The 14,924-nt window shown below is 71.8% G+C and carries 15 protein-coding genes; 4 read left to right on the top strand and 11 right to left on the bottom strand.

What is annotated here, in order from left to right:
- Positions 1-21: 21 nt before the first annotated feature.
- Complete coding sequence (locus MUY22_RS47755) at positions 22-723, bottom strand: carboxymuconolactone decarboxylase family protein (RefSeq protein ID WP_247055005.1); 702 nt, start codon at positions 721-723, stop codon at positions 22-24.
- 102 nt (positions 724-825) lie between these two features.
- Here MUY22_RS47755 and MUY22_RS47760 point away from each other — a divergent pair, with 102 nt between their 5' ends.
- The 3 genes from MUY22_RS47760 (at position 826) to MUY22_RS47770 (ending at position 3,298) form a co-directional block, all read left to right on the top strand.
- Positions 826-1,431, top strand: coding sequence for a TetR/AcrR family transcriptional regulator (locus MUY22_RS47760; RefSeq protein WP_247055007.1), 606 nt, complete (start codon positions 826-828; stop codon positions 1,429-1,431).
- Between the two features lie 24 nt (positions 1,432-1,455).
- On the top strand, positions 1,456-1,806 hold the full coding sequence (locus MUY22_RS47765; protein ID WP_247055009.1) for a VOC family protein: 351 nt from the start codon (positions 1,456-1,458) through the stop codon (positions 1,804-1,806).
- Positions 1,807-1,912: 106 nt separating this feature from the next.
- On the top strand, positions 1,913-3,298 hold the full coding sequence (locus tag MUY22_RS47770; protein ID WP_247055011.1) for a serine/threonine-protein kinase: 1,386 nt from the start codon (positions 1,913-1,915) through the stop codon (positions 3,296-3,298).
- A 1-nt stretch (position 3,299) separates the two neighbouring features.
- Here the strand turns inward: MUY22_RS47770 and MUY22_RS47775 are convergent, their stop codons facing one another.
- Positions 3,300-3,839, bottom strand: coding sequence for a DinB family protein (locus MUY22_RS47775; protein ID WP_247055013.1), 540 nt, complete (start codon positions 3,837-3,839; stop codon positions 3,300-3,302).
- A 50-nt stretch (positions 3,840-3,889) separates the two neighbouring features.
- Here MUY22_RS47775 and MUY22_RS47780 point away from each other — a divergent pair, with 50 nt between their 5' ends.
- The gene (locus tag MUY22_RS47780; RefSeq protein ID WP_247055014.1) at positions 3,890-4,576 is read left to right on the top strand and encodes an alpha/beta fold hydrolase; all 687 of its coding nucleotides are present in this window, start codon (positions 3,890-3,892) and stop codon (positions 4,574-4,576) included.
- 78 nt (positions 4,577-4,654) lie between these two features.
- On the opposite strand, the gene MUY22_RS47785 is transcribed toward MUY22_RS47780, so the two are convergent.
- The 9 genes from MUY22_RS47785 to MUY22_RS47825 all read right to left on the bottom strand — a co-directional run bounded on the left by MUY22_RS47785 (position 4,655) and on the right by MUY22_RS47825 (position 14,879).
- Positions 4,655-6,370: a glycosyl transferase gene (locus MUY22_RS47785; RefSeq protein ID WP_371827716.1), complete on the bottom strand. Its 1,716-nt coding sequence runs from the start codon at positions 6,368-6,370 to the stop codon at positions 4,655-4,657.
- A gap of 95 nt (positions 6,371-6,465) precedes the next feature.
- Positions 6,466-7,560 (bottom strand): serpin family protein, encoded by a 1,095-nt coding sequence (locus MUY22_RS47790; RefSeq protein WP_247055018.1) that lies wholly within the window; start codon positions 7,558-7,560, stop codon positions 6,466-6,468.
- A 266-nt stretch (positions 7,561-7,826) separates the two neighbouring features.
- Positions 7,827-9,104 carry a deoxyguanosinetriphosphate triphosphohydrolase gene (locus tag MUY22_RS47795; protein ID WP_247055020.1) on the bottom strand — a complete coding sequence of 426 codons (1,278 nt, stop codon included), beginning with the start codon at positions 9,102-9,104 and terminating at the stop codon, positions 7,827-7,829.
- A 34-nt stretch (positions 9,105-9,138) separates the two neighbouring features.
- Positions 9,139-9,792 (bottom strand): YdcF family protein, encoded by a 654-nt coding sequence (locus MUY22_RS47800; protein WP_247055022.1) that lies wholly within the window; start codon positions 9,790-9,792, stop codon positions 9,139-9,141.
- A gap of 32 nt (positions 9,793-9,824) precedes the next feature.
- On the bottom strand, positions 9,825-10,430 hold the full coding sequence (locus tag MUY22_RS47805; protein ID WP_247055024.1) for a DNA-binding response regulator: 606 nt from the start codon (positions 10,428-10,430) through the stop codon (positions 9,825-9,827).
- Complete coding sequence (locus tag MUY22_RS47810; protein ID WP_247055026.1) at positions 10,427-11,632, bottom strand: sensor histidine kinase; 1,206 nt, start codon at positions 11,630-11,632, stop codon at positions 10,427-10,429. Before MUY22_RS47810 ends, MUY22_RS47805 begins: the two co-directional genes overlap by 4 nt.
- A gap of 27 nt (positions 11,633-11,659) precedes the next feature.
- Positions 11,660-12,400, bottom strand: coding sequence for an ABC transporter permease (locus MUY22_RS47815; RefSeq protein WP_247055028.1), 741 nt, complete (start codon positions 12,398-12,400; stop codon positions 11,660-11,662).
- Complete coding sequence (locus MUY22_RS47820; RefSeq protein ID WP_247055030.1) at positions 12,397-13,329, bottom strand: ABC transporter ATP-binding protein; 933 nt, start codon at positions 13,327-13,329, stop codon at positions 12,397-12,399. The genes MUY22_RS47815 and MUY22_RS47820 overlap by 4 nt, the downstream gene beginning before the upstream one ends.
- A 161-nt stretch (positions 13,330-13,490) precedes the next feature.
- Positions 13,491-14,879 (bottom strand): glycine--tRNA ligase, encoded by a 1,389-nt coding sequence (locus tag MUY22_RS47825; RefSeq protein WP_247055032.1) that lies wholly within the window; start codon positions 14,877-14,879, stop codon positions 13,491-13,493.
- Positions 14,880-14,924: the final 45 nt, after the last annotated feature.

Here is a 14,924-nt window from a genome sequence, read left to right on the forward strand (position 1 = left end):
CCACCGGCCGCTCCCGGCCGGTCAGTCCATCGCGTTCAGCGCTTCCCAGGCGTGCCAAGCCCTCGTGACGCCGAACTGCGCCAGGAACCGCAGCGCGGCGCGGACGTCTTCCGCCGTCGCGCCGCCCCGCCGCGCCCGGCCGACGTGGATGCGGAACGTGTCGGCGAGCGTCTGGTAGCAGACGTCGACGCTCATGCTGACCAGGCCGCGCTCCCGCTCGGTGAGCGTGCCGGGGCCGTGCCCGGTCCGCATCCGCGACTGCAGGTCGAAGTACGCGGCGAAGTGCGGGTCCAGCTCGCTCAGCCGGGCGCGCACCGCGTCCGGGAGCGGGCTCGGCGCGGCGTCCGGGCCGGTCGAGACCAGCTCGGCGGCCAGGGTTTCGACGTCCGGATGCGGGAGGCCCAGCTCGGCTTCGAGCTCGGTGATCCGCTCGACGCCCGCGGTCGCGGCGGGGTAACCGCAGTCGTACGAGACGAAGCGCAGCAGCTCCCGGATGTCCGAAGTGGACACCCCGGCGGCCAGGCCGGCCCGCACGTGCGCGGTGAACGCCAGGCCCAGGCTGCCCTGGCAGACGTCGGCCGTGACGCACAGGAAGGTCTTCTCGCGGTCGGTCAGCTCCGGGATCGCCCGGACGAACTTCGCGGTGGCGCCGGCCAGTTGCGCGAAGGCGGGGTCGAGCGCGGCGAGCCGCTCGAGGCTCGTGGGTGCGGCAGCGGTGGTCAAGATCGTGCTCCCTCAGTTGATGAACGATCGTAGCGCTACAGCTGTAGTGCGAATTACGCTACACCTGTAGCGCAATGGGTGTCCAGCTATAGTGGGACGACCATGACCGAGACCCGCCGCCGTCCCAACGCCCGCGGCAAGGGCGAACTGCTGCGCGAGGAGATCGTCACGGCCGCCGTCGGGATGCTCGACGAGCTGGCCGACGACGAGGCGCTCTCGCTGCGGGCCGTCGCGCGCGCAGTGTCGATCGCGGCGACGTCGGTCTACCTGCACTTCCCGGACCGCGACGCGCTGGTCCTGGCCGCCATGCAGCGCTGCCACGAGGAGCTGGTGCGGACCGGCGACGACGCCTACGCGGCGGCGCCGGACCCGGCGGCCGCGTTGCGCGCGCGGATCCTCACGCAGGCCGCGTGGGCGCGCGAGCACCCCGGGCTCTACAAGGTGCTGCACGAGAGCAAGGTCCACCGGCGGCTCGGGATGCCGTTCAAGGAGGTCATGGTCGCCCGCACGGTCGACGGTGTGCGGGCGTGCATGGACGCCGGCCTGGCCCCCGCGGACGACCCGGTGACGGTCGCCATCGATCTGCGCACCGCCGTCAACGGCATGCTGGCGCAACGGATCAACGAGCCCGACCTGCCGTGGTCGCCCGCGGTCGAGCAGGTCGACCGGTTCCTGGCGAAGCTGGTCGGCCTCCCTTGTGTTCCGTGACGAAACGGACTTGGGTGGGCCGGTATGAGCCAGGACGACCAGACGGTGATCCCGCGGATGGTGGTGCGCGATCTCGTCGCCGCCGTCGCGTTCCTGCGCACGGTGTTCGGCGCGACCGGTGAGCTGGAGAGCGGCCGCCCCGCCGACCTCCGCATCGGCGGCTCGCGCGTCCTGGTCTCCGCCGAGGGCGAGCGGGAGCTGTTCCCCGCGTTCCTGTACGTGTACGTGGCCGACGCGGACGCGACGTACCGCCGGGCCCTCGACTGCGGCGCGGCGAGCCTGGAGGAACCGGCGAACACCCCGTACGGCGACCGCCGGGCGATGATCCGCGACCCGTTCGGCAACGTCTTCCAGATCGCCCACGCGCGCGACTGAGTAGCGCTGCTGCACGTCTTCGTGACTTGATCTCCACCGGATTCCGCGTGGTGAACGGGAATCGGTGACGTGTAACGCGGCACCCGTCGCCGGGCGACTGTGGCACGTGACCTCGGAATTCGGGCCGTACCGGATCGAACGGCTGATCGCGCGCGGCGGGATGGGCGAAGTGCTGCGCGCCCGCGACACCCGGCTCGACCGGGTCGTGGCGTTGAAAGTGCTCTCGCCGCACCTCGCCGCCGATCAGGACTTTCGCGAACGCTTCCGCCGCGAAGCCCATTCGGCGGCCCGGCTGCGCGAGCCCCACATCGTGCCGATTCACTCGTTCGGGGAGATCGACGGCCGGCTCTACCTGGACATGCAGCTCATCGAGGGCGAAGACCTGGCGACGCGGCTGAGCACCCGCGGGCCGCTGGACCCCGCCGAAGCCGTCGACGTCGTCGGCCAGATCGCGCAGGCCCTCACGGCCGCGCACGCCGAGGGCCTGGTCCACCGGGACGTCAAGCCGTCGAACATCATCATCGGCCCCAGCGGGTTCGCCTACCTCGTGGACTTCGGGATCGCCCGGTCGCAGGAAGCCGCGACCGGGCTGACCGGCACGGGCGCGGCGATCGGCACGCTCGACTACATGGCGCCCGAACGGTTCACCGGCGCCCGGCCCGACCAGCGCGTCGACGTCTATGCCCTGGCCTGCGTCCTGCACCAGTGCCTGACCGCGACCAAGCCGTTCGCCGCGACGACCGCGGCGTCCCTGCTGAACGCCCACCTGAACCAGGCCCCGCCCCGCCCGAGCCTGCTGCGCCCGGGCACGCCCGCGGCGCTCGACGACGTGGTGGCGCGAGGCATGGCGAAGAGCCCGGACGACCGCTACCCCACCGCCGCGGCGCTCGCGGCGGGGGCGCGTGCCGCGCTGGGCGCACCTCGTGGTTTCCCCGCTCCACCCGCCGAAACCCGGACGTTCACCCGGGTCGGACCGGCGGCCGCACCGGGGCGCAAAGCGGCACTGGCGGTCGCGCTGACCGTCGTCCTGCTCAGCGGAGTGGGAGCCATGATCGCGTTGCCGGGCTTGACATCGCGGACGCCGTCGACGCCGACGTCGGTTCAGATCGCCGCGCCCGCCGCGCCCCGGACGTCCACTCCGGCAGCGGACACCACGGTGCCGACGGCTCAGGAGAGCCGGCCGTCCCCCGGCGACCTCTCCGGGTTCGTCGTCCACTACTACGGGCTGATGCCGGACACCGGCTCCGGCTGGGAGCTGATCGGCCCCAACCTGCGCCTGCGGACCCGGGACAGCTACGACAAGTTCTGGAGCAAGTTCAGCGGCGCGGAGGTCGTCGGCACGCCGGCCGTCGCGGACAGCACGGTGACCGCGCGCGTCCGGTTCCACTACCGCGACGGGCGCGCGGACGTCACCGAAACGCACGTCCTCGGCGTCGCGATGTGGGAGGGCCACCTGTGCGTCGACTCGGATTCGGTGACCCGGAACCACTGACCTACTCGCCGGTGCTGCCGTCCACCGACTCGCGGATGAGGTCCGCGTGGCCGTTGTGGCGGCTGTACTCCTCCACCATGTGGACCAGGATCCAGCGCAGGTTCGGCTTGCGGCCGTCCGGCCAGCCGCGGACGGCCGGCTGCGCGAGGTCGCCGTTCTCCATCGCCTTCGCGACCAGCTCGCGCGAGCGGGCGACCGTCGACTCCCACATCTCGCGGAGCTGCTCCGGGGTGTCTTCCGCGGCGGAATCCCAGTCCCAGTCCGGGCTTGCGGTCCAGTCGACCGAGTTCCACGGTTCCGCCCGCTCGTTGCCGGACAGGATGCGGGAGAACCAGTGGTCCTCCACGTAGGACAGGTGCTTGAGCATCCCGCCGAGGGTCAGCGGGGACGGGCCGACGGTCGCGCGCAGGCCCGCCTCGCCCAGGCCCGCGCTCTTCCACGCCAGCGTCGCGCGGTGGTACTCGAGGAACCCCAGCAGGGTCCCGGCTTCGTCGGCGTCGACCGGCGGTTCGGCCCGGCCCTGCTCGTCCACGATGGTCATGAGCGGGCACTCTACCGATTTTGTCGGTGGGCTCCGCTAGGTTTCCGGGCATGGCTGAATTCGTACTCGTAGCAGGTGCTTGGCTCGGCTCGTGGGCGTGGAGCGAGGTGGTGCCGGAGCTCACGGCGGCCGGGCACGGCGCCCACCCCGTGACGCTGTCCGGCGTCGCCGAGAAGAGCGCGGTGCCCGCCGGGCAGGCGATCCACGTCCAGGACATCGTGGACGTCGTCGAGGGCGCGGACCTGCGTGAGGTCGTGGTGGTGGGGCACAGCTACTCGGGCATCCCGGCCGGGCAGGCGGCCGAGCGGATCGGCGACCGGCTGGCGCGCGCGGTGTTCGTCGACTCCAACGTGCCGGCCGATGGCGAGTCGTTCACGTCCGTCTGGTCCGAGGCCCAGGTGGCCGCCCTCACCGAACGCGGCTTCTGGCCACCCCTGACCGCGGAAGACTATGCGGGACAAGGCCTTTCCGACGCCGAGATCGCCCGCATCGTCGGCGGCTCGACCCCGCACCCGGCGGCGTCGCTCACCGAACCGGCCGTCCTGAGCCGGCCACTGGGCGAGCTACCGGCGACCTACGTCAAGTGCCTGCTCGACGGCGACACGCCGAGCCCGGACGTCGTCGAGCTGCTCAAGAGCGACCGGTGGAACCTGGTGGAGCTGAACACGGGTCACTGGCCGATGTTCTCGCAACCGAAGGAGCTCGCGACGATCCTGCTCGACGCCGTGAAGGCCTGACCGCCGCCGGTGGGGCTTCCGAGAGCAGCCCCACCGTGGCCGGTCACGCCACCAGCCTGGCTCGTGCGGCCCGGCGGCCTACGCCGTCAGCGCGCGGACGTCCCAGACCCAGACCCCGCCGACGAACTCCGCCGGCTTGCGCAGCAGCAGTTCCACAGTGGACTTGAGCGCTTCCTGGTTCTGCCGCGGGCCGACCACCAGCACGTCGGCGTTCCACTTGCGCAGGTCCACCAGGGCCTGGGTGCGGTCGGCTTCGGTGACCTCCGCCGTCTGGCCCGTGCGCTCGACCTCGGCGAACAGGTCCGACGTCGGGAGCGGAACGGCGCCGTAGCGGCCGCTGCGGTCCTCCGCGGACGTCGGGCCGACGAAGTAGCCCTCGGGCATCGGGTAGCCGAGGCCCGCGTCCACCTGCCAGTGCAACGGTTCCGCTTCGCCGGTGCTCGGCAGCGGCACCGGCACGAGCGAGCCGCCGGGGGCGATGTACTGGCGCCAGATGCCGTCGGCGAAGAACGGCGGCGACAGCGGGCGCTCGTGCGTCACCAGCTCCGTCGGCGCGATCGGGAGCAGCACCGCCACCACCGCGCCGACCCAGACCAGGCGCAGGGGGAAGCGCTGCTTGCCGTCCAGGGGTTCGGGCTGCTCGGCCGCGGCCGTCCAGACGCGGTGCGTCGCGATCGCCAGCAGCCCGCCGACCGCCGGGATGCAGCCCATCGCGAGCCGGGACTCGAGCAGCGAGTCCAGCAACGGCAGCTGCCCCAGCCACTTCCACAGCCCGGGGATGCCGGTGTCCTGGTGCGCCACCGTGATCTCGACGCCCAGCGAGAGGAACGCCAGCACGTACGTGGTGATCGCGAGCGCGCGCGCCACGACGTCGCGCCACAGCCAGATCGTCAGCACCACCACGAGCACGATCAGCGGCCAGCCGAAGAACGCGTTCTCCTCGGTGCGGTTCATCGAGACGTCCGCGGCCGACTCCGGCCAGCCGGCGATCGACTGCGTCGCGAACCGGGTGAACGCCGCCGTGTCGTTGCCGGCCGGGCCGTGCAGCAGCGAATGGAAGCTCTGCGGCCCGAAGAACTGCCAGTACAACGGGAATCCCGCGATCAGCAGCGCCACGACGGCACCGAGGCCGACGCCCTTGGCCAGCGGCGCGAGCATGCCGCGGACCTCGGCGCGGTGCGGGACCAGGTAGGCGATCACGAACACCAGGAACGTGAGCCCGAAGATCGCCAGCGGCTCCTCGCCGAGCAGGATCTGCCACGCGACGAGCAGGCCGAGCACGACGCCGTTGCGCACCGGGCGTTCGTCGCGCGCGATCTGGAACGCCTTCAGCGCGATGAACGGCAGCACGAACAGCACGACGAAGTTCGGGTGCGCGTTGCCGTGCGAGATCATCGGCGGGGCGAACCCGCAGAACGCGGCGCCGATCGCGGCGGCCGTGCGGTTGGGCACCAGGTGCCGGGAAAACACCCAGTACCAGCCGATCGCGGTGCCGGCGAGCCCGGCCGTCAGCACGATCGCCCAGGTCAGCGTGGCGCCGAAGGTCAGCGTGATCGGGGCGAGCGGGATGTTCAGGCCGAACATCGCCGCGTTCGCCGCCATGTTCACGCCGTACGGGTAGTTCTGCAGGTCCGTGGTGAACGGGTTCTGGAAGTGCAGGACGGACTTCGCGACGACCGTCGAGTACCACTCCCACTGGCTCTGGTCCGACGCGCCGTTCCACAGGTAGCCGCGCTTGAGGTCGAACCACAAGCCGTTGTAGAGCAGGATCGTGAAGAGCAGGAACCCGCCCATGATGGCGGAGTCCGGCCACTGCCAGCGTTTCGGGCCTTCGGGTGGGGCTTCGGGAGCGGGTGGGACGAGCTCGGGGACGGCTTCGGACTTCAAGCTCACGGCTCGACCACCCTGGCGAAGAAGTAGAGCGCGCCGGTGCCGGCGTGCCGGACCAGCAGCAGGAACGGCCGGTCCACCGTCACGGCGACCGGGTCGGACGTGATCATCGAGGTGAGGCGCATGGTCAACGCCGTCGCCGCGGCCCCCTCGAAACCCTGCTCGTCGACCCGCAGCACGGCCTGGTGCACCACCTCGGACACCGCGAGCCGCGGGTCCGGGGAGAGCCCGCTCAGGTCGGCGCGGTCGGTGAACATCGTGCGCACGCCCAGGCCGTGCAGCACGCCGGTGAGCAAGCTGGGCACGTCGAGCGAGACCTTGGGGAGCGCCAGCTCCACGCGCGTCGAGCGGATCTTGCCGAGCAGGCCGGTGAGCGCCGCTTCGTCGAGCGACGCCTCCGCCTCGGCGAGGTCGCCGTCGGGCAGCAGCACCACGGCCTGCAGGCCACCCGCCGCGACCAGCTGCACCGCCTGCCAGCCGCCGGTGTGCGCGTAGCCGACGTTCTCCCCGAGCCACATCGTCGGCACGTCCAGGGTGCCGGACGGGGCGTGGAACGGCGCGTCGGTGGTGTTGGCCTCGCGGAACGGCAGCTTCCAGGCGGCCTTCAGGTACAGCGCGTTGACCAGCACGGCCGCGATGCCGGTGTCGATCGAGCCCGGCGGCAGCAGCTGCGGGATGAGGCCGTGCGTGGTGCGCCCGACGTCCTCGTTGATCAGGGCGCGGGCTCGTTCGGGGTCTTCCCCGAACGGCGCGCTCTCGACGTTCGCCCCGGGCCACCCCGCGAGTTCGGTCTTGAAGCCGTCCTCGAGCGGGAGGCTGTCGGCGGCCCACAGCGTGTTGGCCACGGCGATCTCGGGCGGTTCGGCGCCCCGGCCCTCCTCGACGAGCTGCGTGGCCGCCCGCAGCAGCTCGGCCTGCGCGGCCGGCTCGCCGAGCAGGGCGACCAGCTCCTCGCGGGTGGCCCCCCGGGCGGCGAGCGCGGCCAGCGTCAGCGCGCTGGCCACCGAATACGGCGAGAAACAGGAGTTCCCGCCCTCGGCGCCGAGGGCCCCATGGACGGCGAGGGCGAACCGGAGGTGGCTGTCCGTGGCCATGCGGGCGAGACTACCGGAACCCCGCACCCGGCCGGGCGGCCACGCGGAACTCCCCCACCGGGTGACGAATCCGGCGGCGGCCACCCCGCGCCGGAAGCGCCGGCCCGCGTGCCCAAAGGGTCAACACGCGTGATGGGGAGGTCGACACGCGTGATTGAAGCGCCGACACGCGTGATTCGGGGGTCGACACGGTGAGGAGCAGGCCCCCGCGTCGTGTCGACCCTTCCATCACGGGTGTTGGCGCTTCCATCACGCTGGGGCCCGGGCTAGTGGTGGCGGGTCACGTGCCAGGAGTGCCAGGCGTGGGCCTGGGCGTCGGTCAGGGAGGCCACCTGGTCGACGACCACGCGCAGCAGGCCCGCGTCGTCCTTCGCGGCCTTCCACGCCGGGAGGAACAGCGGGTCCAGTGACTCCGGGGCGCGCCTCGCCAAGGCGTGGACCAGTTCGCCCAGCAGCTCGCGCTGGCCTTCCTGCATCGCCAGCCGCCGTCGGTCGCTCATCACGTAGCGCAGGGCCAGGGCCTTGAGCAGGGCCACCTCGGCGGCGACCTGCTCGGGCACGGCCAGCCGGGCCCGGTAGCGGCCCAGCGGGCCCTCGCCGAAGCGGGCTCGCGTTCCGGTGACGGCGGCCGTCGCGAAGCGGCCGACCAGCTCGCTCGTCAGCCGCTTCAGCGCGACCTGAGCGCCGGGTGAGCCGTCCGGCGCCGCCTCGGCCAAGGCCGCCACCACCGGCAGTGCCAGCAGTTCGTCGGCCGCACTCTCCAAAGTGGACACCGACTGGCCGGAGAAGTGCTTGGCCGCGGCCTCGGCGACGGCGGCGCGCTCGTCCGAGTAGGCCAGCACCCGCAGCCGGATCCGGCCGGCGAGCACGCCGTCCTCGACGTCGTGCACCGAGTACGCGACGTCGTCGGCCCAGTCCATGATCTGGGCCTCCAGGCACGTTTCCGCCGCCGCCGCGCCGTCGCGGAACCAGGTGAAGACCGCGGCGTCGTCGGCGTAGACGCCGTACTTCCCCCGGCCCGGCTTGCGCGGCCAGGGGTACTTCGTGGTCGCGTCGAGGCACGCGCGGGTCAGGTTGAGCCCGGCCGTGGCGCCGTTCTCGTCGACCAGCTTCGGTTCCAGCCGGGTCAGGATGCGCAACGTCTGCGCGTTGCCCTCGAACCCGCCGCACGCCGCGGCCACCTCGTCGAGCGCGCGTTCGCCGTTGTGCCCGAACGGCGGGTGCCCGATGTCGTGCGCCAGCCCGGCGGTGTCCACCAGGTCCGGGTCGGCCCCCAGCTCCTCGGCGATGCCGCGGCCGATCTGGGCGACCTCCAGGGAGTGCGTCAGCCGGGTGCGCGGCGCGCCGGTGATCTCGGCGCCCTCCCCCGGGCCGACCACCTGGGTCTTGCCGGCCAGCCGCCGCAGGGCCGCGGAGTGCAGCACGCGGGCGCGGTCGCGGGAGAACGCGCTGCGCCCGTCCGCGCGCGCCCCGGCCAGCGCCGCGCCCTTCGCCGGTTCCGGCCGGAGGCGGGCGGTGTCGTGCTCGCTGTAACCGTGGTCCACCCGCCCAGCTTAAGCGGGAGGGCCGACAAAACGCTCAGCCCAGAAAGGTGGCGAAGAGGTCGTCGGCGGGGGTCTTCGTCAGCCGGTAGTACAGCAGTGCGCCGGTTTCGCGGACGATGTAGCGGACCTGCGTGACGCGCTCCTGGACGATCGGCCCGCTGTGCGTCGGCGCGGTCCAGGCGTCCAGGCCCAGGTCGTCGGCCATGGTGCGGGCACGGAAGGAGTGCCACGGGTCGCTGACCAGCACCGCCGTGTGCCAGTCGCGCGCCTCGACCTGCTGGGCGACCGCGCGCAGGCTGCGCAGCGTGTCGCTGCCCTCCCCGACGGCCAGCGTCGCCGCCGCCGGCACGCCGCGGCGGGTCAGCCACAGCTGGCCGGCCCGCGCCTCCGTGAAGTTGTCCTCGGCCTTCTTGCCGCCCGCGGTGACGATCATCTTCGCGACGCCCGCGTCGTAGAGCTGCTTCGCCTTGATCAGCCGCGCGGCGTAGATGTCCGACGGCTTGCCGTTGTACTGGGCCGCGCCCAGCACCACGATGACGTCGGCCTGCGTGCGGTCGTTGTCCCGGGCGACCTGCCAGATCCGGAACGCCGTGCCGCCGACGAGGGCGAGCAGCATGAGGGCCGTGCCGAAGGCGATCCGGCGCGCCCAGCTCGCGTGCGACGGTTTGGTGCGTTCAGCGGTACCCACCCCGCCCATCTTGTCAGAAGGTCACCGGCCGCTCACAGCCAGCCGCGCTCCTCGGCGACGCGCACCGCTTCGGCGCGGGTCCGGGCGCCGGTCTTGCCGATCGCGGCGGACAGGTGGTTGCGGACGGTCCCCTCCGACAGGTGCAGCGCGCGGGCGACGTCGGCGACCGTGCTGCCGTCCCTGGCCTCCCGCAGCACGTCCCGCTCGCGCCCGGTGAGCGGGCTGGCGCCGGTGGCGAGCGACTCCGCGGCCAGCGCCGGATCCACCACCCGGAGTCCACTGTGGACTCGCCGGACGGCTTCGACGAGCTGCTCGGGCGGCGCGTCCTTGACGACGAACCCGGCGGCCCCCGCGGCCATCGCGCGGGCCAGGTAGCCGGGCCTGCCGAAGGTGGTGCAGATGATCACCCGGCACGACGGCAGCGCGGCCCGCAGGTCGCCCGCCGCCTCCAGGCCGTCCTTGCCCGGCATCTGCACGTCCAGCAGCGCGACGTCGGGCTTCAGCTCGCGGGCGGCGGCGACCACCTCGTCGCCGGAACCGACCTGCCCGACCACCTCGATGTCGGATTCGAGGCCCAGCACGGTGGCCAGGGCCCCGCGCACCATGGCCTGGTCGTCGGCCAGCAGCACCCGGATCAAGCGAGACCTCCCGCGGGTTCGGCGCGCACGGCCGGGGCGGCCGCACGCGGTTCGGGCAGCGGGATCTCCGCTCGCACCGTCAATCCTCCCCCGGGCCGGACGGACGCGCGCACCGTGCCCCCGACCGCGGCGAGCCGCTCGGTGAGCCCGCGCAGGCCGTTGCCCGGGACGACGTCGGCGGCGGTGCCGTCGTCCTCGATCTCCAGCCAGTTGCCGCCCAGCTTCACCTTCACCTGCTTGGCCCCGGAGTGCCGCAGCACGTTCGTGACGGCTTCGCGCAGCACGTACCCGAAGGGGTTCTGGAACTCGGGCCGGACGTTGTCGACCGCGTGCGGCAGGTCGGCGTCGATCTCCGCGGCCCGCAGCGCCGCGCGAGCGCCGACCAGCTCCGCCGACAGCGACACCTCGCGGTACTCCGACACGGTCGCGCGGACGTCCGACAGCGCGCTGCGGGTGAGGCTCTCGACCTCGCGGATCTCTTCCACCGCGCGCGGGATGTCGCCCGCGCTCTCCAGCACCCGCCGGGCCAGCCCCGCCTTGACGGTGATCGTGGTCAGGCTGTGCCCGAGCAGGTCGTGCAGGTCGCGGGCGACGCGCTGGCGTTCGTTCGTCACGGCGAGCGTGGCGATCTCCTTGTTGGCCAGCTCCAGGCGCCGGATGGCGCGGATGAGGTTGGCCATGAAGAACATCGCCAGCGTCACCGAGCCGACGGTGATCAGGTCGCCGTAGCCGTCGTGGAACCGGCCGCTCACCAGCAGGATCAGCGCCCCGAGCAGCAATGCGACGACGTCCACGATCACCGACCACGCGGCCGGGGCGAGGAACACCATCACGGCCGTGCCGTAGAGCAGGATGAACGGGCTCGCCTCGACCGCCGCCACCACGCCGAGCCCCAGCGCGACCATCACGATGCCGAAGCCCAGCTTCAGCGGGCGCACCTGGCGGAAGAAGTACGGGAACAGCAGGTAGCAGGCGGCGTAGGCGTAGACCAGGATCCAGATGAGCACGAGCTCCACGGTCACGACGGTCTCGGCCAGCAGCGACTTCGTGATGGGGATGAGGAACGGCAGCAGGAAGACCGCGCCCATGATCGGCCAGCGGACGCTGTCCGGCCCCTGGTTCTTCGGGTCGGGCAGCGGGTCGTCCCACCACCCTTCGCGGGTGTTGAGCCCGAACCGGCGGTTCGTGTCGTCGTTCGCCATCGCCGTTCCTTCTCCCGTCCCCGGCCCTCAGACCCGGGCGCTGTCCTTACGGTAACGCCTGATCACCAGGGCTCCCAGCACGACCGTCCACCCCGCGAGCACGGCCACCGCGTGCGGCAGCGACACCACCATGTCGGTGGTCACCGCGGGCCGCGCCAGCTGCAGCACCCAGTACGTCGGCATGAGCTGGGCGACGTCGTGCATCCAGCCCGGCATGCTTTCGATCGGGATCCACAGCCCGCCGAGGAAGCCCATGCCCAGCGTGACGATCATGTTGACCGGCTGCATCGAGTCGGGCGTGCCGAACTGGCCGAGCAGCAACCCGAGCAGCACCAGCGGGATCGTGCCGAGCCAGACGCCGGCGAAGACGCGGACCCAGCCGGCCGCGTCGAGGTGCACACCCTCGACGGCCACGGCGAGCACCGGTACGAGGATCAGCGCGGGCAGCCCGACGAGCAGGCCGGAGATGCCCTTGCCGGCCAGGTAGCCGGTGCCGGTCAGCGGGGTCAGGCGCAGCTGCCGCTGCCAGCCCGCGGCCCGCTCCAGCGCGAGCCGGGCGCCGCTGTTCGTCGCGGCGGCGAACGCGCCGAACGTCATCATGTTGATCATGATCACGGCGGCGATCTGCACGTGGTCCGGATCGGAGGACTTGGTGAAGACGTTGGCCTGCAACAGGAACATCAGCACCGGGAACGCGACGACGAAGATCAGGAACCGCGGCGCCCGGAAGTTCCGGCGGATCTCGGTGACCAGGTAGGTGGCGTTCATCGGACGGGCTCCGCGGTTTCGTCGGCGGTCAGGGAAAGGAAAGCGCCTTCGAGGCCGACGGCGCTGATCTCGATGTCGTACACCGAAGGCACCGCGGCCTTCAGGGCCCAGAGCGTCGCGTCGGAGTCGCCGGTGGAGATGGCGACGCGGTCGCCGCGCAGCTCGAACTCCTTGACACCGGGCAGGGCCGCGATCGCGGCTTCGGTGGCGCCCGGGACGGCGGCGCGCAGGCTGCGGCCGCCGGCCAGCGCGCGGACCTCGGCGACCGACCCGTCGGCGACGATCCGGCCGCGGCGCATCAGCACCACCCGGTCGGCGAACTCCTCGGCCTCTTCGAGGTAGTGCGTGGCGAACACGACCGTGCGGCCGGACTCGGTGAACGAGTACATCGACTGCCAGAACTCCCGCCGCGTGCCGACGTCCATGGCCGCGGTCGGCTCGTCGAGGATCAGCAGATCGGGGTGGCTGACCAGCGCGACGGCGAAGCGCACGCGCTGCTTCTGCCCACCCGACAGCTTGTTCGCGCGACGGCCGGCCAGCTCTTCGACGCCCGCGGCGTGCAGCGCCTCGGCCACCGGCATCGGCTTGCGGTGCAGCGCCGCGACCATGCCGACGGTCTCGGCGACGGTCAGGTCGTCCATCAGCGCGCCGCCCTGCAGCATCGCGCCGATCAGGCCCGCGCGGACGGCGTCGATCGGCTTCCGGCCGAACACCCGGACCGCACCGCTGTCCGGCGTGCTGAGGCCGAGGATCATGTCGACGGTGGTGGACTTGCCCGCGCCGTTGGGGCCGAGCAGGGCGACGACCTCGCCCGGGGCGATGGTCAGGTCGACGCCGTCGACCGCGTGGACGTCGCCGTAGTGCTTCCGCAGGCCGGTGAGGTGGATCGCGGCCCCCGCCGCCACCGCCTGGATGTCTGTGTCTCGCATGCCCCCAGGCTGCCGCTTCGCGGGCCGCCGTCCCCAGACCGTGCGTCACGACCTGGGGGTGACAGGTGTCAGGGGTGCCGGTCCCCGGAAAGCCGTGAAGGCCTCCTTACCGGCTCTTATGGCCGGTAAGGAGGCCTTCACGGACCTCTGGGAAAGCGGGGTCAGCAGCCGATCAGGCGGCCGGCCAGGTAGGACTCCAGCTTGTCGATCGCGACGCGCTCCTGGGCCATGGTGTCGCGCTCGCGCACGGTCACGGCCTGGTCTTCGAGCGAGTCGAAGTCGACCGTCACGCAGTACGGCGTGCCGATCTCGTCCTGGCGCCGGTAGCGGCGGCCGATCGCCTGGGCGTCGTCGAAGTCGACGTTCCAGTGCTTGCGCAGCCGGGCGGCGACGTCCTTCGCCTTCGGGGTCAGGTCGGCGTTGCGCGACAGCGGCAGCACCGCGACCTTGAACGGCGAGAGCCGCGGGTCGAGCTTGAGCACGATCCGCTTCTCGACGCCGCCCTTGGCGGTCGGCGCCTCTTCCTCGTGGTAGGCGTCGACCAGGAACGCCATCATCGAGCGGCCGACACCCGCCGCGGGCTCGATCACGAACGGCCGGTAGCGCTGCCCGGACGCCTGGTCGAAGAACGACAGGTCCACGCCCGAGTGGTTCGAGTGCGTGGTCAGGTCGAAGTCGGTGCGGTTGGCGATGCCCTCGAGCTCGCCCCACTCCTGCCCGGCGTTGAACGCGAACCGGTACTCGATGTCGACCGTGCGCTTCGCGTAGTGCGAGAGCTTTTCCTTCGGGTGCTCGAAGTGGCGCAGGTTCTCGGGCTTGATACCGAGGTCCTTGTACCACTCCGTGCGCTGGTCGATCCAGTACTGGTGCCAGGTCTCGTCCTCGCCCGGCTCGACGAAGAACTCCATCTCCATCTGCTCGAACTCACGCGTCCGGAAGATGAAGTTGCCCGGCGTGATCTCGTTGCGGAAGGACTTGCCGATCTGGCCGATGCCGAACGGCGGCTTCTTCCGCGACGTCGTCTGCACGTTGAGGAAGTTGACGAAGATGCCCTGCGCCGTCTCCGGGCGGAGGTAGTGCAGGCCCTCTTCGGTCTCCACCGGGCCGAGGTGGGTCTTCAGCATCATGTTGAAGGCCCGCGGCTCGGTGTACTGGCCGCGCGTGCCGCAGTTCGGGCACGGGACGTCGGACAGGTCTTCCTCCGACGTCTCCTTGCCGCTGCGCGCGGTGTAGTCCTCGGCCAGCTGGTCGGCGCGGAAGCGCTTGTGGCACGAGAGGCACTCGACCAGCGGGTCGGTGAACACCTTGACGTGCCCGGACGCCTCCCACACCTGGCGCGGCAGGATCACCGAGGAGTCGAGGCCGACGACGTCGTCGCGGCTCTGGACCACGGTCTTCCACCACTGGCGCTTGATGTTGTCCTTGAGCTCGACCCCGAGCGGCCCGTAGTCCCACGCCGAGCGGGTACCGCCGTAGATCTCTCCGCTGGGGAAGACGAAACCACGGCGCTTGCACAGGCTGACTACGGTATCGATGGTGTTCGTGGGCACTCCACGCTCCGGAAGCATGCGGGGACGGTTATCGGACTAGAACGT

It is taken from the genome of Amycolatopsis sp. WQ 127309 (assembly GCF_023023025.1).
Taxonomy (GTDB): domain Bacteria; phylum Actinomycetota; class Actinomycetes; order Mycobacteriales; family Pseudonocardiaceae; genus Amycolatopsis.